Origin of the sequence: Emcibacter sp. (assembly GCF_963675455.1) — a bacterium.
Taxonomy (GTDB): Bacteria; Pseudomonadota; Alphaproteobacteria; order Sphingomonadales; family Emcibacteraceae; genus Emcibacter.
This window is the reverse complement of the sequence record NZ_OY776217.1, coordinates 2,643,351-2,663,270: the sequence shown is the minus strand read 5'-3', so window position 1 is coordinate 2,663,270 and position 19,920 is coordinate 2,643,351. Positions and strand designations below refer to the sequence as shown.

General features: G+C 50.6%; 15 protein-coding genes. 3 read left to right on the top strand and 12 right to left on the bottom strand.

Annotation, left to right across the window (positions count from 1 at the left end):
• Positions 1–66 precede the first annotated feature (66 nt).
• The gene (locus tag ACORNT_RS12320; protein WP_321391184.1) at positions 67–1,332 is read right to left on the bottom strand and encodes a cation:proton antiporter; all 1,266 of its coding nucleotides are present in this window, start codon (positions 1,330–1,332) and stop codon (positions 67–69) included.
• 170 nt (positions 1,333–1,502) lie between these two features.
• Here ACORNT_RS12320 and ACORNT_RS12315 point away from each other — a divergent pair, with 170 nt between their 5' ends.
• A complete protein-coding gene (locus ACORNT_RS12315; RefSeq protein ID WP_321391182.1) occupies positions 1,503–2,090 on the top strand; it encodes a GNAT family N-acetyltransferase in 588 nt (195 codons plus the stop codon).
• Here the strand turns inward: ACORNT_RS12315 and ACORNT_RS12310 are convergent.
• Entirely contained in the window at positions 2,087–4,663 is a 2,577-nt protein-coding gene (locus ACORNT_RS12310) for an ATP-binding protein (RefSeq protein WP_321391179.1), read from the bottom strand. The genes ACORNT_RS12315 and ACORNT_RS12310 overlap by 4 nt on opposite strands.
• Positions 4,664–5,041: 378 nt before the next feature.
• Here ACORNT_RS12310 and mazG point away from each other — a divergent pair, with 378 nt between their 5' ends.
• Positions 5,042–5,881, top strand: a complete 840-nt coding sequence (gene mazG / locus ACORNT_RS12305; RefSeq protein WP_321391177.1) for a nucleoside triphosphate pyrophosphohydrolase — start codon at positions 5,042–5,044, stop codon at positions 5,879–5,881.
• Here the strand turns inward: mazG and ACORNT_RS12300 are convergent.
• The 10 genes from ACORNT_RS12300 to dusB all read right to left on the bottom strand — a co-directional run bounded on the left by ACORNT_RS12300 (position 5,861) and on the right by dusB (position 18,577).
• The gene (locus ACORNT_RS12300) at positions 5,861–6,667 is read right to left on the bottom strand and encodes an inositol monophosphatase family protein (RefSeq protein ID WP_321391174.1); all 807 of its coding nucleotides are present in this window, start codon (positions 6,665–6,667) and stop codon (positions 5,861–5,863) included. The two genes, mazG and ACORNT_RS12300, sit on opposite strands and share 21 nt — an antisense overlap.
• A gap of 3 nt (positions 6,668–6,670) precedes the next feature.
• Complete coding sequence (gene hflX, locus ACORNT_RS12295; protein WP_321391171.1) at positions 6,671–8,071, bottom strand: GTPase HflX; 1,401 nt, start codon at positions 8,069–8,071, stop codon at positions 6,671–6,673.
• 11 nt (positions 8,072–8,082) lie between these two features.
• A complete protein-coding gene (gene hfq, locus ACORNT_RS12290) occupies positions 8,083–8,328 on the bottom strand; it encodes an RNA chaperone Hfq (RefSeq protein ID WP_321391168.1) in 246 nt (81 codons plus the stop codon).
• Between the two features lie 150 nt (positions 8,329–8,478).
• Entirely contained in the window at positions 8,479–9,939 is a 1,461-nt protein-coding gene (locus tag ACORNT_RS12285) for a TrkH family potassium uptake protein (RefSeq protein WP_321391165.1), read from the bottom strand.
• A 3-nt stretch (positions 9,940–9,942) separates the two neighbouring features.
• Positions 9,943–11,319, bottom strand: coding sequence for a Trk system potassium transporter TrkA (trkA, locus tag ACORNT_RS12280; protein ID WP_321391162.1), 1,377 nt, complete (start codon positions 11,317–11,319; stop codon positions 9,943–9,945).
• A gap of 22 nt (positions 11,320–11,341) precedes the next feature.
• On the bottom strand, positions 11,342–12,712 hold the full coding sequence (locus ACORNT_RS12275; protein WP_321391159.1) for a sigma-54 dependent transcriptional regulator: 1,371 nt from the start codon (positions 12,710–12,712) through the stop codon (positions 11,342–11,344).
• On the bottom strand, positions 12,702–14,957 hold the full coding sequence (locus ACORNT_RS12270) for a PAS domain-containing sensor histidine kinase (RefSeq protein WP_321391156.1): 2,256 nt from the start codon (positions 14,955–14,957) through the stop codon (positions 12,702–12,704). Before ACORNT_RS12270 ends, ACORNT_RS12275 begins: the two co-directional genes overlap by 11 nt.
• A gap of 63 nt (positions 14,958–15,020) precedes the next feature.
• Positions 15,021–16,472, bottom strand: coding sequence for a nitrogen regulation protein NR(I) (gene ntrC / locus ACORNT_RS12265; RefSeq protein ID WP_321391153.1), 1,452 nt, complete (start codon positions 16,470–16,472; stop codon positions 15,021–15,023).
• Between the two features lie 24 nt (positions 16,473–16,496).
• Positions 16,497–17,600, bottom strand: coding sequence for a two-component system sensor histidine kinase NtrB (locus ACORNT_RS12260; protein WP_321391150.1), 1,104 nt, complete (start codon positions 17,598–17,600; stop codon positions 16,497–16,499).
• The gene (dusB, locus tag ACORNT_RS12255; protein WP_321391147.1) at positions 17,597–18,577 is read right to left on the bottom strand and encodes a tRNA dihydrouridine synthase DusB; all 981 of its coding nucleotides are present in this window, start codon (positions 18,575–18,577) and stop codon (positions 17,597–17,599) included. The genes ACORNT_RS12260 and dusB overlap by 4 nt, the downstream gene beginning before the upstream one ends.
• Positions 18,578–18,762: 185 nt before the next feature.
• Between dusB and ACORNT_RS12250 the strand changes: the two genes are divergently transcribed.
• Complete coding sequence (locus ACORNT_RS12250) at positions 18,763–19,920, top strand: bifunctional 2-C-methyl-D-erythritol 4-phosphate cytidylyltransferase/2-C-methyl-D-erythritol 2,4-cyclodiphosphate synthase (protein ID WP_321391144.1); 1,158 nt, start codon at positions 18,763–18,765, stop codon at positions 19,918–19,920.

Here is a 19,920-nt window from a genome sequence, read left to right as displayed (position 1 = left end):
ACCATCGAACCGATTCCGATCAAAACGGCTGACCAGAAATTGATGGGCGTTCCGGATTTATGCATGCTATCCCTCCCTCGCCTGTTTTTCTTCCGACCGCGAGAAATAGGGTTTCCACAGAACGATCCCCACCGGCACGGCAATATTGAGGATCAGGGCCGTCCCCATAAGGGTATAGAAGGCCTCGTCATTGAGAATGCCAAACTGCACATAAGCGATATCCATGACCACAAAGGCAAGTTCCGCCCGGCCTAACATTCCTATACCGACCATAACACTTTGGGCATAGTCAAAACCGGCTGTATAGCGGGCGGCAAGACCAGCAGAGGCAATCTGCGCCACCAGAAGGGCAAAGGCAAGAACCAGAGTCTGGGGAATGACGGCCACAAGAATATCCCATTCAAGTACAATATGTGTGCCGAGTACGACGAAGAATACCGGTCCGATCCAGGAAAAGGCCACATTGTCGAGAATTTTCTTGGTATTCTCATAATGATTGATATTGGGAGTCGCGACAATCTGGAAATATTCCTCCTTCAGGATCAGGCCGGCCATATAGGCACCGACAGCGGCATGGAACCCGAAGAGATGGGACAGCAGCCCGGCGAGAACCGCCACGGTAAGCACCGTCAGGGTGGTATTTTCCCCCTTGCCGATAGAAAGAATGTGACGTACGCCATGCCTGCCGAAGCCGGGAATGAGTGATAACATGCCGTTCGGACGTTCCGGCAATATCCACATGCCAACGGCGGCGATGACCATGAAAAACAGAAGGGCCTTGAGGACAATAAGACCTATGCCCGGCAGGCTGACCATAGTCGCCCCGGTGGCGATAGGAACCAGAATGGCGACAAAGACAAGAGACGCCACATCATCAAGGATCGCCGAGGTCATGATTCCTTTGGCCGCCTGTGAACGGTGCAATCCTTCACTTTTCAGGGAAACCATAGTCAGGGAAACCGCGGTTGCCGTCATCGCCAGACCACACATGATGGCGATATTCTGGTTTTCCCAGAAATATCCGGCAATCAGGTAAGCCGTAAAAAAAGGTGCAAGCGCACCGAACAGGGCTATTCCCCAGCTTCGTTTGATGCTCTTCAGAAAGTCACTGGTGTTTTCTTCGAAACCAAGGGCAAACATGATGACAATGATGCCGAGTTCAGCAAACACCCGGATAAACTCATCTGTTTTCTGGGGTAAAATTCCGGTATTAACCAGAAGTGCCCCCATAAACAGGAAAAACAGGACTGGTGTCAGTCTGGTTTTCTCCGCAAAGATATTGGCAATGAAAACGGACGCCCAGATGATGGCGAGTTGAAGCAGTGACTCCACTTTTTACCCCTTGTCTGCAAATATTTCCCTCCAGCTTATTAAGCACCATAGAATCTAAGGACGCCAGAAAAAATTACGATCATCCATCAGATGGTTGATCGTCTTTTGCCTTGGCGCTCATTCGCCGGTTCTGTATAACGGCAGGAACAGGACATGCAGGGGAACCAGAGATGCAGATACTCGAAACCGATCGACTTATTCTTCGCCCATTTTACAGTACGGATATTGATTTCCTTGATCATCTTCATGGCGATATGGATGTCATGCGCTATACCCTTGGCCGCACCCGAACTCATGAAGAGAATGTCGCCTATCTGGATCTGGTCATGGAACTGCAGGAGAAGGACGGCACCGGACCTTATCTGGTGGAAAGGAAATCCGACAGACATCCCCTTGGTCGTTGCGGTTTCAGCCATTTCTATGGTTATGAAAAAAACGGAAATGAGTATTTCTACTGGGAAAGTATCTATAACGGCCCGGAAGACGAACGGAAAAAATCAAAACTTGAAATCGGCTACAGTTTTACAAAAGAATCCTGGGGACACGGCTATGCGACCGAAGCCGCCCTCAGGGTTCGCGATCACGGTTTTGGTGACCGCCACTATTCCTCATTATGTTCGCTGATCATGAAGGAAAATACTGCGTCGATACGGGTCGCAGAAAGACTTGATTTTTCCCGTCGCGGCGAGCTCTTTATTCATGACCAGCCGGCACTGGAATATGGATCCACGCGGGAAGAATGGAGCAGTTTCCGCTAGACAGATACAACCTTTGAAATCTTATCCGGATAAGAGAGCTGGTCCACCACCGAGGCCAGTTCAAGCGACAGGCGCTGCACGGCAATTGGATCATAAATGCTTTTCTCAAGTGTTGCCGCAAAGTTTTTCAGTAGGTCATACTCAAATTGACGATCCATATTGCGCAGGTCCTGGGCGATGGAAACAAGCACGGAAGGTTTGTTCCGCTCGATATCCAGCTTCCGGACAATGGAATGCAGTTTATCCTGTCTCATGCGCAAATTGATCCGGAAACGTTCAGTCTCTTCGGAATCGGTTTTTGTCTCAAAAACTTTCAACATGGCGCCGGTCAGCCAGACCGGAGTCTTGAGGCAATTCGTATCTGACATTTGTATCCTCAATTCTTTGAGGTGCTTCAGAATATAGGCCATTTCGCCCCAGTCGACCGGCTTTGTGATGCAATGCTGCATGCCGGCATCATAATAAAGGGCGACTTCATCTTTCATGGCATTGGCTGTGACCGCAATGATTGGTGTGTTGCGGTGATGCAGCATCGAGGAGCGGATGATACGTGAGGCTTCAATGCCGTCCAGAACCGGCATCTGAATGTCCATGAGTATGACATCAAAATTATTCTCCATGCAGATATCGATGGCTTCCTGACCGTCGCGGGCAAATGTCACGTCCAGTTTCCAGCGTTCAACAAGAACTTTTTGCATCAGCCGGACATTGAGCTCAACATCTTCTACAACCAGGGCTTTGAGGCCTGCAATATGGCCCGGATCAAGCAGCAGACGGCACTCCTTGATTTCCTCGCTGGCAAGTTCGAGAGCAAACCGGAAAGTGAAAGTCGTTCCCTCTCCCTCTTCCGAGTCAACCGAGATTGACCCGCCCATAAGATCCGCAAGACTTTGACAAATGGACAAACCAAGTCCGGTCCCGCCAAATTGCCGGCGATAAGCATCTTCAATTTGTTCAAACGGCTGGAACAGGTCGCCGAGCCGGTCCGCCGGAATGCCTATTCCGGTATCCTGGACTCTTATCTCGGTTTCAACAGTGTTTTCCAGACCTGAATCATGAAAATGCACAGAAATATAGACCCCGCCCTCCAGAGTAAATTTCACGGCATTACTGACCAGGTTCCCGACAACCTGCTTGATTCTGACTTCGTCACCAACCAATATCGGCGGTGAATGTTCCGGAATATCAACTTCAAGCTCCAGCCCTTTGCTGTGTGCTATTGCCGCATGGAGGTGTGCCGCGCTTTTAACCGCATGCCCCATATTGAAAGGTTCTTCCAGCAGCTGAACCTTGCCGGACTGAAGCCTGGACATTTCAAGAAGGTCATTGATGACCGTCAGAAGCTGTTCACTGCTCTGCATGCCCATATCGACCAGTTCCTGTGCCTTCCCAGGAAGGTCCATGGTCTCCAGAAGCTGCAGAACGCCCATCACACCGTTGATTGGTGTCCGGATTTCGTGGCTCATCACGGCCAGGATGTCACTTCTTGATTTTGCGATTTCATTTGCGGTTTTTGCGGCATCTCTCAGGGTTTTTTCCAGCAGATGCTCGTTTGTGATATCCCTGAAAACACCTATCAGGTATGGAACGCCGTTATATTCCATATATTGGCCAACACTGGCGATACGCCTTTTTTCACCGTCATCCCGTACCAGGTCATGTTTAATAGAATATCCGGACTTGGTCCGGGCCGCCTCGCCCATCTGGGACAGGGCTGTTCTTCGGGCCGGTTCAGTATAATACCTGGCCGATTCCTCCGCCGACGGCACCCCTCTGGCAGGATCACGGCCATGAATTTCAAATATACCGTCTGACCAGTAAAATCTGTTGTTTTGAAGGTTAAGCAGCCAGGTACCGAAGCCACCAAGTTTTTCCGCCTGTTCATGCTGCAGATTCAGAACGCGGCTGTTATATTCAAGACTGTTGATTTCCCTGCCCAGGGCTTCAATAGTCTGTTGTACCTGTTTGTCTTTCTCCCTTGCTTTTGCAGTTTCCCGCCTGATCAGAAAATGCATGATAATCAGAATTGTCAGAGAGACAGCAAGTGAAGAAATCAGTATCGTTGACCTGTGCCTGACGTCTTCCAGATCAAGGCGTTGGCGGATTGTTTTCTCGAGTATCTGTAAAATATAATTATTCAAAGTGACAATTGCCTGATGAGCCGGGGTGTCGTCTACTGCAACCCTTCTGTCGAGATCTTCAGCACTGATAAAAGAAGTCCCCTGGGCAATCGACAAAGAACGTCCATAGTTGTCCAGCATCTCCTGAATATATTTCTTTTCCTGTTCAAGCCCGTCCAGCCTTCCGTGCAACTCTTTCCATAGCGGGAGAACAGCCTTAAAGTCATCCTCGGCCAGATCCAGGTATTTTCGATCACCACGAAGCACATAATTCTTGAAATCATGTATAAAACCGCCGTAACCGAACATCATACTCAATCGGTTGAACTGCTTTTCCAGGCCATCGATCCTGGTTAATTGAAGGGAGACTTCTTTTTCTTTCTGGTTCCAGAGGACGTTCAGTGAAAAATAGCTGAAAGCAACAAGGAAGAGCAGACCCGTTGCGATCCACAATAAATTTTTATGCCCCAAACACCTGAACAAAAATTGCATTACGCCGGCATCCCTGGAAAACAATCTGCCCATAATCAACTGGAGATTGCTTATTCAACTTTGCAAACTGACAAAAATCTGAACTCAAAACACCGGCAGAAAGTCAGAATTGAAGTGATATTCAACGAATACCATCATTCGTGATAGCTAATATAATATAAGCTTTGTTAACAATATAATAACAAGCTATCGACCCCTGATAACTCTCTTTAGCGTCAGGATGCACAGTAAAACTACCATCGGTAGTTATGAGATTTCTATTTTCGTTGGACATCTCTCCTCCTCCCTGATAAGCATTTTTCACATATCAATATTTCCCACTTTTCAAAAAAGATAGATATGTCTGATAACGGATTACAGAGTCTTCTCGAGATCATGGCCCGCCTCAGGGATCCTGAAAACGGATGCGATTGGGACAAGGTTCAGACCTACAAAACCATTGCCCCCTACACTATTGAAGAAGCCTATGAGGTGGCCGAGGCGATTGAGCACGGCGATATGGATTCCCTGAAAGATGAATTGGGCGACCTGCTGTTCCAGGTTGTTTTCCATTCCCGCATAGCGGAAGAAGAAGGCCATTTTGCCTTTGAGGATGTGGTGGTTGCCATCACCGACAAGATGACCCGGCGCCATCCTCACGTTTTTTCAGACAAGCAATATAGTTCAGTCGAGGAACAGGGAAAAGCCTGGGAACTGATGAAAGCTGAGGAGCGGTCCCGGAAGTATGAGGGTAAGCCGGAAAGTGCCCTTGATGGCGTGACCTGGGGCCTTCCCGCCCTCACCCGGGCCGTCAAGCTTCAGAAGCGGGCGGCCAGGGTTGGTTTCGACTGGCCTGAAACTGCCCAGGTTCTGGATAAGCTGAATGAGGAAATGGCGGAATTGTCGGCAGAACTGGTCAAGAACAAAGACAGCCAGGATCCGGAGCTTATTGCCGAGGAGTTCGGCGATATGATGTTTGTCTACGCCAATCTCGCGCGACACCTCAAAATTGATCCGGAGAGCGCCCTGAGGTCAGCCAATGCTAAATTTGAACGCCGGTTTCGCAAGATCGAGGAAATGCTGGCAGCCGAGGGGCGAACTGCAGACGACTGTGACCTGGAAGAACTTGACCGCTATTGGGACCAGGTCAAAATCCTGGAAAAGTCGGAAAAGGAAAATTCAGAACCTACCGGGAAATAAGGCGTCCCTGACCTGATGCCATTGCGGCTCTGTCAGTGTGCTCAACAGCCCCTTGCCCCGTACATGAATGGTGTATTCATCTTCGTTCAGGCGCCGACTGCAGCCGCCGGCCTGTTTCAGAAGAAAACTTCCCGGCAGATGATCCCACGGCAGTGTGCGGAAATAGACGGAAAAATGCTTTTTCCCCTGCAGCAAGCTGACATAGTCATATCCTGCACAGAATGCGGGACTGTTTTTCAGAAATTTTTTCAGGTTTTCCCGGGCCATTTCCTTCAGGTCGTCCGGCATCCGTTTAATATGAGCGGCTCCGATCTGTTTTGAAATATCTGCCGGCGGTTTAGGCAAGGTGGGCTTTACACCGTTTAGCAAAGCGCCGCTGCCCAGTTCCGCATCAGCCATAACATCGGAGACCGGCAGATATATCCAGCCGGCGATCACCTCCCCCTTCTGCAGGGCCACAACCATCATGGCAAAACGATCATTTCCGCGAATGAAATTATTGGTACCGTCCACCGGATCAATCAGGAAGGCAAGATCGGCCTCAACGATATCCTTTATTCTTTCAGGATGATCTGCAAGGCTTTCCTCGCCGGCGATTACGGCACCCGGATAGAGATCGCCCAGCAATCGGGTGAGCTGTCGCTCTGCTTCGATATCGGCGATGGTAACCATTTCACCGGCCGACTTGTCCCGGATCTCGTGTTGTTCCAGTTTCTCAAAACGACGCAGTATTTCTTCATGGGATATTTCCCGGATATAGTCTGCTATGCGGTCAGGATCGATCACGGTTTATCCGGTTCCCGTAAAATGTATGCCCTGCTTTTCCAGAATCCCGACGATCTTGGCGCTCAGCTTGGCTGTAATCAGTGTATGGTCTTCATGGTCTTCGCGGAACAGGACCTCGCCGTTCTCATAAAGCTGAGCAATATCCGCTCCCTGATCCGGCCGGAAACTGAAGTGATAAATGGATTCATCCCGCGAAAGATAATCGGAAAGCATTTGCAGGAAGCCGGAACAACCTTCACCGGTGACCGCCGACACAAGAACCACATTTTCTCCTCTGGCGGCCTTATTCTCCAAAACCTCCCGCTCTTCGGCAGGAACAAGGTCAATCTTGTTCCAAAGTTCAATGATGGTCCTGTCTTCGCCGTCTTCCACCCCGAGGGATTTGAGTACCGACATAACATCATTTCTCTGTTCATCTGTTTCCGGATGCGAAATATCCCTGACGTGGATGATTATATCCGCTTCCACCACCTCTTCCAGAGTCGCCCGGAAGGCGGCTACAAGATGGGTGGGAAGGTCTGAAATAAATCCAACCGTATCCGAAAAAATAGCCTTCTTGTTGTTGGGCAGCTCAAGTTGCCGCATGGTCGGATCAAGGGTTGCAAACAGCAGATCCTCTGCCATAACGTCGGCACTGGTCAGACGATTGAACAGGGTTGATTTCCCGGCGTTGGTATAACCCACCAGAGCAATCACCGGGAAAGGTACCTTTTTGCGGCTTTTCCGATGCAGTGTACGGGTTTTTGTGACAGTCTCGAGTTGCCGCCGGATTTTGCCAATCCGTTCATCGATCATGCGCCGGTCGGCCTCGATCTGGGTTTCACCGGGACCACCCATGAAACCGAAACCGCCTCGTTGCCGTTCAAGGTGGGTCCATGACCTGACAAGGCGGCTCTTCTGATAGGAAAGGTGAGCCAGTTCAACCTGAAGAGAACCTTCCCGGGTCTGGGCTCTTTCGCCAAAAATCTCCAGTATCAGCCCAGTCCGGTCAATCACCTTGCAGCCAAGGTCTTTTTCCAGGTTTCGTTGCTGACCGGGTGACAGCTCACAGTCGGCAACGACCAGTTCTATTTCGTTCTCTGAAATAAAATCAGCAAGCTCCTCCACCTTACCCCGTCCGAGGTAAGTGGCCGGGCGTATGTTTGGAATGCCGATTGTCACCGCCTGGATGACATCCAGGTCGAGGGCGGCAGACAGGGAAATCGCCTCTTCCAGACGCGCCCGTGGCGTTCTGGAAACGGATATATTTTCCTGTTTTTTGCGTTGGTAGGGATGAAAAATAAAAGTTCGCGCTCCCGCAGTATGGTCCGGAAGCGCGACATCTTTACTGTAGGGATCATCCCAGACGGAACTGAAGCTTTTTTTTCTGAAGGTCAGTTCGTCTGTCTGAATCCTGGCTGTCATTTAAAGAAGAATTACTCCTGATTGTCAGATTCCGGATCGAAAAGCTGAATCGGTGCGCCCGGCATGACAGTTGAAATAGCATGCTTGTACACAAGCTGGACATTTGAGTCCCTGCGCAAAAGAATGCAGAAGTTGTCAAACCAGGTAATAATACCCTGCAACTTTACACCGTTTACGAGGAAAACCGTAATCGGAGTTTTGTTTTTGCGGATATGGTTGAGAAAAGCATCTTGAAGGTTATGGTTTTTATCTGACATATTTTATTTCCATTTATTGTTTTTGGTTCAAGGTCTACTGAATAACTTTGAACAATCTACTGGACCTGACTTTATAAAACTCCGAGGTCAGCCCAATCATAACACAGGCTACATTGCATGTAACCGGCTAAACGCGAACATTTCAATTTTTTAGTTTCGCCAAAATGACGGCATAAAGCAGATCATAAAGGCGATTACTTCCAGCCGTCCGACTATCATTATCATCGAGGTCAGCCACTTCCCTGCCAAAGGAAGACTGTGATATCCGACAAAATCCGGGGCGAAGAGTTCCGTTAATCCACCTGCACTGAACAGATTGACTAGGGTTAACCCCAGGCTTGTCTGCAGATCCAGCTGCATCGCCCCATAAAATATGGCACTGAACGCAGCGGCTGACGTAAAGATAAATAACAATATCCAGACTGCATATAAGGTAGATGCTGAAACATTCAAGTCATTTATTCTCAGGGGGACAATACTGTGGGGGTGTGCCAGACGGCTTACCTCCCGGTCGGCATGTCGGAGTAATATCTTGAAGCGCAGAATTTTAAATCCGCCGGCAGTCGATCCGGTCGTTCCCCCGATAAACAAAAGTATTGATGCAATGACAATTACGGAAACCGGCATTTCCGCCGCCCGGTCGGGGAGGAAGCCGGTTGTCGACAAAATCGATACTGCCGAGAACAGGGCCAGCCAGATTTTCCTCAGAAACCCTGCCTCAAAATGTGAGTTGGCAAAAACCAGACCAATCAAAATAAGTGCGGCTCCCACAGCAAGGATATAGAAAAACCCGGAAATCTCTATATCGCTCTTGTATATTTTTAGATTGCTGCCTGAAAAAAAAGACCAGTGATAGGTAAAGTTGGTCGCGGCCAGAATCATAAAAGGCAGCAAAATAAGTTCGATAGTGCCGTTGAACATATTCTGCAGCCCCGTCTCGTGGGGAAGAAACCCGCCACTGGATAATGTTGCCATTGCCACAGTCAGGGAATTGAAGGCGCCGAAACCGCTGAGCAAAAGCAGAATCATGCAAAGTGCCGTTAGAAAGGTGTAAATCTTGATCAGGGGTATAAAGGCATAGCGTATACGCGCCATAAGCCCCTCTCCCTCTCCGTGCGGCAGGGCGCTGCGGAACATTTCAATCCCCCCTATTCTTGTCAATGGCAGTATGGCGACAGCAATGCAGAGAATTAGCAACCCGCCTTCCCACTGCAAAAGGGAACGCCAGAAGATGACTGTTCGGGGCACAAGGTCAATATTCGTCAGGATTGTTGATCCGTTTGTCGTCAGTGCCGAAGCCGCCTCGAAATAACTGTCGGAAAGTTTCGTCAGAACGCCGGAAGTCATGAAAGGAATAGATGCAAACAGGGGTAACCCAAGCCAGGTACAGAATAGAAACAGGATTATTTCATGTTTGCTGGCTTGTTCGTTCAGGTCCTGAAAAGCCAGATAAAGCGCCGCACCGATAAACATTGTTGCCAGGGCGCTGACCAGAAACGGCAGAATTAAAGTCTGTTCCTGAAAATATACCGCCATCAACGCCGGCAGGAGCTCACTCGCCCCAAGAATAATCAGCAAATATCCGACAATATTTCCTATCCTGGCAAACATTGCCTAGAAATATTCCAGTTTGACGGTAAAGAGTTCTTCCACTTTGCGCACCATATCGGCCCGGGTAAAGACAATCACAATATCATTTGTTTTGATGATGGTTCTCCCCCGCGGCACAATCACCTCTCCTTCGTGAATGATTGCCCCCACAATGATGCCTGCCGGTAATTTTACATCCCGTAACGGTTTGCCAACCAGTGGCGAGGTTTCCAGAGCCACAGCTTCAAGCACCTCGGCGGCGCCGCCGGCAAGGGTTTGCAAAGACCGGATCCGGCCCCGGCGCATATGCTGCAGAATACTGGACACAGTCGTCTGGCGGGGGTCCACAAAGGCATCAATGCCGACCGAATTGGTCAGCGGGCCAAAGTCGTGATTATTAATCAGCGCGATGGCGCGCTTGCAACCGCCGTGCTTGGCCAGTGAGGAGGCCAGGATATTGACTTTGTCATCATTGGTTACGGCAATGATAGTCTCGGTCCCTGCTACATTGGCTTCCTTGTGCAGTTCAAGATCAAGAGCATCACCATTCAGGACAATTGCTTTGGGCAGTTTTTCCGCCACATAGGTTGCACGTTCCTGCTTGAGCTCAATAATCTTGACCTGGATTTTGGGATTGTCCTCAAAAAGCTGTTCCGCAATGAACAGGCCGACATTGCCGCCACCGACAATAATAATCCGCCGGGCTTCCTCTTCCTCGTGACCAAAGACATTCAGCGCCCGCTGAACATGACTTTTTTCAGATACAAAATAAATATTGTCCCCGACCAGAAGCTGGTCGGTACTTGACGGGACAATTAATTTACCATTCCGCATGATGCCGCAGACAACAATATTCAGATCAGGAAACAGCTCGGTCAGCTGCCGGAGCGGCGTATCGACGACCGGACAGTCATCATCCAGTTTCACACCAACCACCTGTACCTTGTCATCGGCAAAGGGAATCATGTCGAACGCTCCCGGAACTTCAAGGCGCCGGATTGCCGCCCGGGCAACCTCGATTTCCGGAGAAATGATCACATCGATGGGCATATGGTCACGACTGAACAGATCCTGCCACATGGACTTCAGGTAACTCTGATCCCTGACCCTGGCGATCTTCGTTGGCACATCAAACAGAGAGTGTGCCACCTGACAGGCCATCATATTGACCTCGTCAAAAAGAGTCACTGCGATGATCATGTCGGCATCGCGCGCACCGGCCTTCTCAAGCAGGTCCGGGTGGGAGGCATAGCCGACGATTGCCTGTACATCCAGCGAATTCTGGATCTTGGCGATGAGTTTTGGAGAACGGTCGATAACGGTAACGTCGTTATGTTCGTTGGCCAGGTGACGGGCAATATTAAATCCGACCTGTCCGGCTCCACATACAATAACCTTCATGTCCGCTTACCTCTGTGCTGGTTTATTTTCTTTCCTGTCCTGAAAGGCCGAGGCTTTTCAGTTTCCGGTGCAATGCCGATCTTTCCATACCAACAAATTCTGCGGTTTTCGAGATATTTCCGTCAAACCGGTTGATTTGCACCTTCAGGTATTCGGTTTCAAATTTTTCACGGGCATCCCGCAATGTCAGGGACATGATCTCGTTGCTGCGTCCAGGACTGACGACATCCATATCTGCAATGATCTCGGCTGGCAACATCTCCAGACCGATTTCCTCGCCGTCCGAAGACAGAATAAGAAGTCGTTCAATAATATTCCGCAACTGGCGAACGTTACCGGGCCAGTCAAAGGCCTGCATGGCGGTCATGGCTTCGGCGCTGATCCGGCGCGGTATCCGCCCTGTCACAGTCGAAAGCTGGGACATGATCTGATAGGCCAGTTGTGGAATGTCATCCCGTCTCTGGGTCAGGGGCGGCACAATGACCGGCACCACGTTGAGCCGGTGGTAAAGGTCCTCCCGGAAACGCTGTTCCTCGATCTCTTCACGGAGGTTGCGGCTGGTTGCACTGATCACCCGGACATTGACATGCACCCGCGTATTGCCGCCGACCCGTTCGAAGCTCTGGTCTGTCAGCACCCGCAGAATTTTAGCCTGGGTCGTCTGTGGCATGTCGGCGACCTCGTCTATGAACAGGGTGCCGCCGTGGGCCTGTTCAAAAACACCGGTTTTCTGAACAACACTGCTTTCCTCGATGCCGAACAATTCGTTTTCCATATTCTCCGGTGACATGCTGGCTGCATTGACCACAACAAATGTACCGTTTGAACGTTTGGAATGCTGGTGAATAAGCCTTGCCACCACCTCTTTGCCGGACCCCGGAGGTCCTGAAATCAACACACGACTGCCACTCGGGGCCACTTTTTCTATGGTATTACGAACCAGATTGATGGCCGACGAATTTCCGGTCAGCCCCAGGTCATAGCCTACTTTTTCCTTCAGTTCGATATTCTCGCGCCGCAGTCTGCCAACTTCCGTCGCCCGCTCGACAAGAATCAGAAGCTTGTCGGTTTCAAAGGGTTTGCTGATAAAATCATAGGCCCCACGCTTGATCGCAGTGACAGCCGTTTCAATATTACCGTGGCCACTGATGATGATTACCGGCAGGTCCGGGTGCTGTTTCTTGACCTGTTCCAGCACTTCCAATCCGTCCAGCCTGCTGCCCTGCAACCAGATATCAAGTATAAGCAGGGATGGCCGCCGGGCCTCTATTTCAGCAAGAGCAGAATCACTGTCGCCGGCAACCCGGGTTTCAAACCCTTCATCTTCCAGAATTCCGGCAATCAGTTCCCGGATATCCTGTTCATCATCTACAATCAATATATCAAGAGCCATGCACAATCCTCAGATCTTCTTCATACTCAAGCGACTCTTTAACGCTTTCATCAGTTGGAAAAACCAGGCAGACCCTGGCACCGCCCTCCTCGAGATTTTCGAGAAGCAGGTCACCACCATGGTCTTTCATGATTTTCTTTACAATTGCCAGTCCCAGGCCGGTCCCCTTCGCCCGGGTAGTCACATAGGGTTCCGTAAGCCGATGTAGCAGCTTGTCCGGCAAGCCCACGCCATTGTCACTGACATAGACCATAAGTTTGTCGTCTTCTCCCTGTTCCACATCTATGCTGATATTACCTTTGACGTCCTGTGATTTTTCCTGGAGTGCGGCTATCGCTTCAGTGGCATTTTTAATCACGTTCGTCAGCGCCTGGCCAATAAGCCTTCCGTCACACATGACCGGCAGGTTTTTATCCGGAAGGTTTATGGCAAAGGTAATGTCGGAGTTTGCAACTTCCATCAGGAATACAGACTGGTTGATAATTTCAGCCAGGTTTTCAGGCTTGATGACCGGTGCCGGCATTCGGGCAAAGGAAGAAAACTCATCAACCATCTGCCGAAGGTCACCGACCTGTCGAATAATGGTTTCCGTACACTGGTTGAATACCGCCGGATCAGTTTGTATTTCCTTGCCGTATTTTCGTTTCAGCCGTTCCGCCGACAACTGGATCGGGGTCAGCGGGTTTTTAATTTCATGCGCGATGCGACGGGCGACATCGGCCCATGCCGCCGTTCGCTGGGCGGCAACCTGGTCAGTTATGTCGTCAAAACTAATGACAAATCCCTCGATATCGCCGTCTTTCATTTCCGCTGTTATGCGCACGAGAAGATTAAGCTTGGTTTCCCCGCGCGTAATCGCTATCTGCTGTTGAAGCGACTTGCTGCTGTCATTCTTGATCTTCTCGAACAGCTCTTCAGCTTCCGGCAGCACTTCGGTAAGTGATTTTCCTTTCAGTTTGTCAAGTTTAACATGCAGAAGTTTTGCCGCCGACCGGTTGGGCAGCGTTATGGTTCCGTCCGGTGCAAGACCCATGATGCCTGCACTCACCCCCGAGAGCACCGTTTCCGTAAAGCGGCGCCGCTCGTCAAGCTCCAGGTTAACGTTTAAAAGATCTTTCTGCTGGTTTTCCAGCTGCCAGGTCATATTGTTGAAGGCTTTTGTCAGCCCGCCAAGATCATCATAGGTATTTTCAATGGGCGCCCGGGCGGAAAAGTCGCCACGCCCCACCAGGGCAGAGGCGTTAATCAGGTTTCCAATCGGCTCCATCAGTTTATTGACCAGCCCGAGTCCCATCCAGACTGCGGCAAAAAGGATAAGAAGGGCGATAACGATAAACGTCAGGTTGAACCATAATCGATATTCCGAGAGATGGGAGAGAACATCTCTATACTCCTGCTGGGCGGAAGAGGCTTCCTTTACCAGCGCCAGCGCCCGGGCATCGACAAAGCGGCTGATATAGAGATACCGGTCGAGGAAACCGTCAAGCTGAATCAACACCCTTATTCGATCGTCGTCCTCGCTGCTGAGAAACACCACCTTGCCCTCAGATGCCGCGTTGATCGCCTGCAACGGGAACGGTTCCGTGATCAGGGACAGGCTGCCCCTCGCCCTGGCAATTACTTCGGTGGAACTCAATATAATAGCCTCGGACAGGGAAAGAATCTGTGACATGCCGGTCAACGCCTGTTCAAGAAATTCCCTGTCGTTGGACATGGCAATCCCCTGGGAATTCAGGTCCTTGGCCATACCCAGGATATCAGCCTTTATCACTTTCTTGTGCTCATCAATGTAGGCCTCTGCCACACTTTGGGAACTGATGAGAACGGTCTGAACCTTGTCGTTGAACCAGGCCTGGAGACCGAACTCGAAAAAGAGGGCCGAGAAAACGGCTACAATGATGGTCGGTGTAATCGCCACAATACTGAAAAGTGTTATAATCCTGCTATGCAGGCGGGAGCCGGCCATACCGGCATTCCTGGCAGACAGCAGTCTGATAAACTGCCGCGAAACCAGCGCGCCAAGGACAAGCAATAGAATAAGATTGAACAGCAATAAGCCATAGAGAGTCTTCGGCGTCGGCTCAAACGGTCCCACATTGGAAAAAGTGGCATAGGTAAAGACGCCGGACAACAGAGCACCCATTGTTAGCAAATAGGCTACCTTGTTTGTGAGCTTTATTCTCTTGGCCCACAAAACGAAGCGGAAATAAGGTCGTGGCGTTTTCTTGGTGATGACCTGACTCATGATACCTCTGTCAATTCAGACAGCAGAATATCATATTGTTGCATTATTGCAACATATCAAATATTACCCTCCCCTGACGACGTTGATCTCTAGTTCGCGGATTTTTTTTCTCAGGGTATTGCGGTTCAATCCCAGCAGATCAGCAGCCTTGATCTGGTTGCCGCGAGTCGCATTAAGGCTCAATTCTATCAGCGGAATTTCGAGTTCTTTCAGCACCCGGGTGTAAAGACCGGTTGGCGGCAGTTCATGCGGGGCGTGCGCATCAAAATATTTCTTGAGATGACGATGAATGGCATCTCTCAATGTTTCGTCGTCTGGCGCTGCAGAGGCCTCCATGCTATTCGGATTTGAGGCGGTCGTCAGCTCGGAACGCACGATCTCGAGATTAATAACATCTTCTACATACAGTGCCGCCAGACGGTTGGCCAGGTTTTCAAGTTCCCTGACGTTACCAGGCCAGTTATGCTGCTTTATATAATTCAGCGCATCACTGTCGATCAGCTTTGGCGGCTGGTTGCTTTCATTTGCATAGGTGGACAGAAAATGCCTGACCAGATCCGGGATGTCATCCTTGCGCTCCCGGAGGGGTGGAATGCGCAGCGGTACCACATTAAGGCGATAGTACAGGTCTTCCCGGAACAGTCCCTGGTTGATCAGTTGCTTGAGATCCCTGTGTGTTGCTGCGATGATCCTGACATCGGCCTTGATGGTTTTATGTCCACCTACCGTCGTATATTCACCTTCCTGCAACACGCGGAGAAGCCTTGTCTGGGCATCCATTGGCATATCGCCGATTTCGTCCAGAAACAACGTACCGCCCTGGGCCTGTTCAAAGCGGCCGATATTTTTACTGTCGGCACCGGTAAAGGCCCCCTTCTCATGACCGAACAACTCACTTTCAATCAGTTCCCGGGGAATGGCAGCCATATTCAGGGCAACAAACGGCGCATTTTTCCGTTTGCCAAAATCATGCAGGGCATGAGCAACCAGTTCCTTGCCGGTGCCGGATTCACCCGTGATGGTAACGGTAAGGTCCGTGCTCATCAGACGCGCCATGATGCGGTACACTTCCTGCATGGCAGGCGAACGCCCGATCAGCGGGAGGTCCTCGGAATCGTCCTCGACATGAATGGGTTTGTCCACCTTTGACTTGGCAGCGAGTCCCTTCTGTACCACGGATTTTACTTCGTTCAGGTCAAACGGTTTTGGCAGATATTCATAGGCGCCGCGCTCGGTCGCTTTAACCGCGGTCAGCAGGGTGTTCTGGGCGCTCATCACGACCACAGGAAGTTCGGGACGTATTTTCTTGATCCGGGGCAGCAGGTCGAGACCGTTTTCATCGGGCATAACCACGTCGGTGATCACCATGTCCCCTTCCCCGTTTGACACCCAGCGCCAAAGGGTCGAGGCATTGCTCGTTACCTGAACATCATATCCTTCACGCCCGAGAGCCTGGGACAATACTGTCCTGATGGCACGGTCGTCATCGGCAATTAATATGGTTTTACCAGTCATTGTATTTGTCCATATGTCAGAAACTTAACTACTTGCCACCGGCAGCATGACCCTGAAAATCGTTTTTCCCGGTTCCGAATTGCATTCAATAATACCGCCGTGTTCACCGACAATCTTTGCAACAAGCGCCAGACCAAGTCCGGTTCCGTTCGTCTTTGTGGTAACAAAGGGGTCAAACAGGTGCGGCTTCAGATCCTCGGACACACCGGGACCGTTATCAATCACACAGACCTCGAGCGGCAGGTGAATTCTTTCATGTCCACCGGGGATAATAACCCTGACGCCGTGACGATAGGCTGTGGTCAGGGTCACCTCTCCGCTGACCTTCGGCGCCGCCTCCACGGCATTTTTCACCAGATTCAGGAACACCTGGATTAACTGCCCCTTGTCGCCAATGGTCGGGGGAATGGACGGGTCATATTTTTCATAGAATTTAACATGCTTGCCAAAGCCGTTTTCCGCGAGTTTTCTCACATGTTCGAGAACACTGTGAATATTGACTTCTTCCGGATCGATAGGCTTGCGGGCGGAAAACACCTCCATCCGGTCGACAAGCGCGCAGATCCGGTCGGTTTCCTCACAAATCAGGCGGGTCAGCGCCTTTTCGTCTTCAGTGGCATCCAGTTCCAGCAACTGGGCTGATCCCCTGATACCCGACAATGGGTTTTTGATTTCATGGGCCAGCACCGCCGCCATACCGGACACTGACCGCGCCGCGCCGCGATGGCTCAGTTGCTGATTGATCTTGTGGGCAATGCCCCGCTCCTGCAACTGCACCAGCAGGCTGCCGTCTTCGTCCAGTATTGGCGATACATGAATATCCACCCGCTGGTGAAGATTGCCCATATTGGACAGGGGAACATCATATTCAGAAATGATCAGACGGTTCTGGCGGACCTGCGCAATCAGGGACAACAAGGGGCTGTCGAACGGTACCAGTTTACCGATATCCTTGCCGATCAAAGCCTTGGCGCCCCGGTAAAACAGGCTTTCACAGGCCATATTCACGAATGAAATCCGGTTGTTTTTATCCACCACCAGAATACTGTCCGGCAGTGAGTTCAGGATCACATCCTGACTGACAGGCTGGACCGGAACCTTTTTCTTTTGCGGGGTTGCGTCCGTCATGCCGCCAGCTCTTCGATCAGCGGATCATAGAACCGGTTAATTTCGTCCAGCACCTCGGCGACATCAGCCATATTGTTGACTTTCTGCCGGAAAGCGGCTGAATCCCTGAGGCCCTTTGTATACCAGGAGATATGTTTGCGGGCGATTTTCTTGCCGGCAAATTCCCCGTAATGTTCCAGTATGGCTTCGTAATGTTCCATGAGGATTTTTTTCTGAATTTCCAGATCGGGATCAGGCAGTTTTTCGCCGGTTTTCAGATAATGAATAACCTGTGCCAGAAACCACGGTTTGCCGTAACTGCCGCGTCCGATCATGACCCCGTCAGCACCGGACTGCCGCATGGCTTCCACAGCATCCTCCGGCGTGATGATATCACCATTGGCAATGACCGGGATTTTCACTGAATCCTTGACCTGGCGAATGAAGGACCAATCGGAAGATCCACGATACATCTGGCAGCGGGTGCGGCCATGCACGGTCAGCATCTGAATTCCCACATCTTCGGCAATACGGGCAAGTTCCGGGGCATTGCGGCTGCCGTCGTCCCAGCCGGTACGCATTTTCAGGGTCACAGGAATATTGACCGCCTTGACCGTCTGTTCCAGAATTTTCCGCGCCAGATCCGGCTCTTTCATCAGGGCGGATCCTGCATATCCATTGACGACTTTTTTAGCCGGGCAGCCCATATTGATATCAATAATCGGCGCGCCAATGTCTTCATTGATTTTGGCCGCCTCCGCCACAACCCGCGGCTCACATCCGGCAAGTTGCACGGACATCATATATTCATTACTTTCCGGCGCTGCCATTTTGAGAGTCCGGTCATGTGCCCGGATCATGGCTTCACTGGCAATCATTTCAGAGGTCACCAGGCCGGCGCCAAAGCGCTTCACCAAACGCCTGAAGGGACGATCTGTCACGCCGGCCATCGGGGACAGCAGCACCGGATCATTAATTTCAATATCACCAATTTTCATGACTAAATTCTATGCAATAAAATCCGAATAATCCACAATTGACTATTTATTAGTCAAAATCAGCGCGGACTATATAGGAAAAGAATTTCAAGGTCAAAGCATGAAATCACAAAAAACTGCAGACTTTCCGCGGGCCCGGTGATAGTTTCCCGATAAAGGATACCAAGAGCCTGTAAAGGAATGAAATGATGAAAGTTGCAGCGGTTATTGTCGCCGCCGGACGCGGCCACAGGATGGGTGGAGAAACCCCCAAACAATATCTGGCACTTGGCGATACAACTGTTCTTCATCATACAGTTACACGGTTTCTCAATCATCCGGAAATCAACCGTGTTATTGTTGTTATTCATCCCGAAGACCTGATGCTCTACACTAATGCAGTTGGCGTTTTGGAGCTGATGCCGCCGGTTTACGGGGGAGTAACCAGACAGCAATCTGTTTTGTGCGGCCTGGAGGCCCTGGTATCGGAAGCACCGGATATCGTTCTGATCCATGATGCAGCCCGACCATTTGTATCTGCCGATGTGATTAGTGACGTCATCGCGGCGACCCGGAAATTTGACGTCGCCATTCCTGCATTACCGGTTGTCGATACGATCAAAAAGGCCGAAAAAGCTATTGTACAGGAGACAGTAGACCGAACGAATTTGTGGCGTGCACAAACTCCTCAAGGTTTCAAGTTCAGTATTATACTGGAATCTCATTATGAAGCCCGGGGGCAAGAACTGACTGATGATGCAGCAGTTTGTGACTTTTCCGGACATCCTGCAAAAATCATTGCAGGTGAAGAACGGAATTTCAAAATCACCAGCAGGGAAGATCTGGAGAAGGCGGAAATCATGATGGGAGCAGGTACAAATATTGTGCGAACCGGCCAGGGCTTTGATGTTCATGCCTTTGAAGAGGGCGATGCTGTAACCCTCGGCGGTATCAAAATCCCCCATACCCACAAGCTGAAGGGTCATTCCGACGCAGATGTAGCCCTGCATGCCCTCACCGACGCCCTGCTCGGTGCCATCGCCGCAGGCGATATCGGCGACCATTTTCCGCCGTCTGATAACAAATGGAAAGGGGCAAGCTCGGATATTTTTCTCAAGGAAGCCGTGCGGCTGGTCCGTGAGCGAGATGGAAAAATTACCTCCCTTGACCTGACGATCATTTGCGAAGCGCCAAAAATCGGCCCGCACCGGCAGGCCATGCGTCAGGCTGTTGCCGAAATCTGCGGGCTTGAAATTGATACAGTGAGCATCAAGGCGACTACAACAGAGAAACTTGGCTTTACCGGACGCAATGAAGGCATCGCCGCCCAGGCCATTGCCACTGTTATGATGCCGGAGAAATAA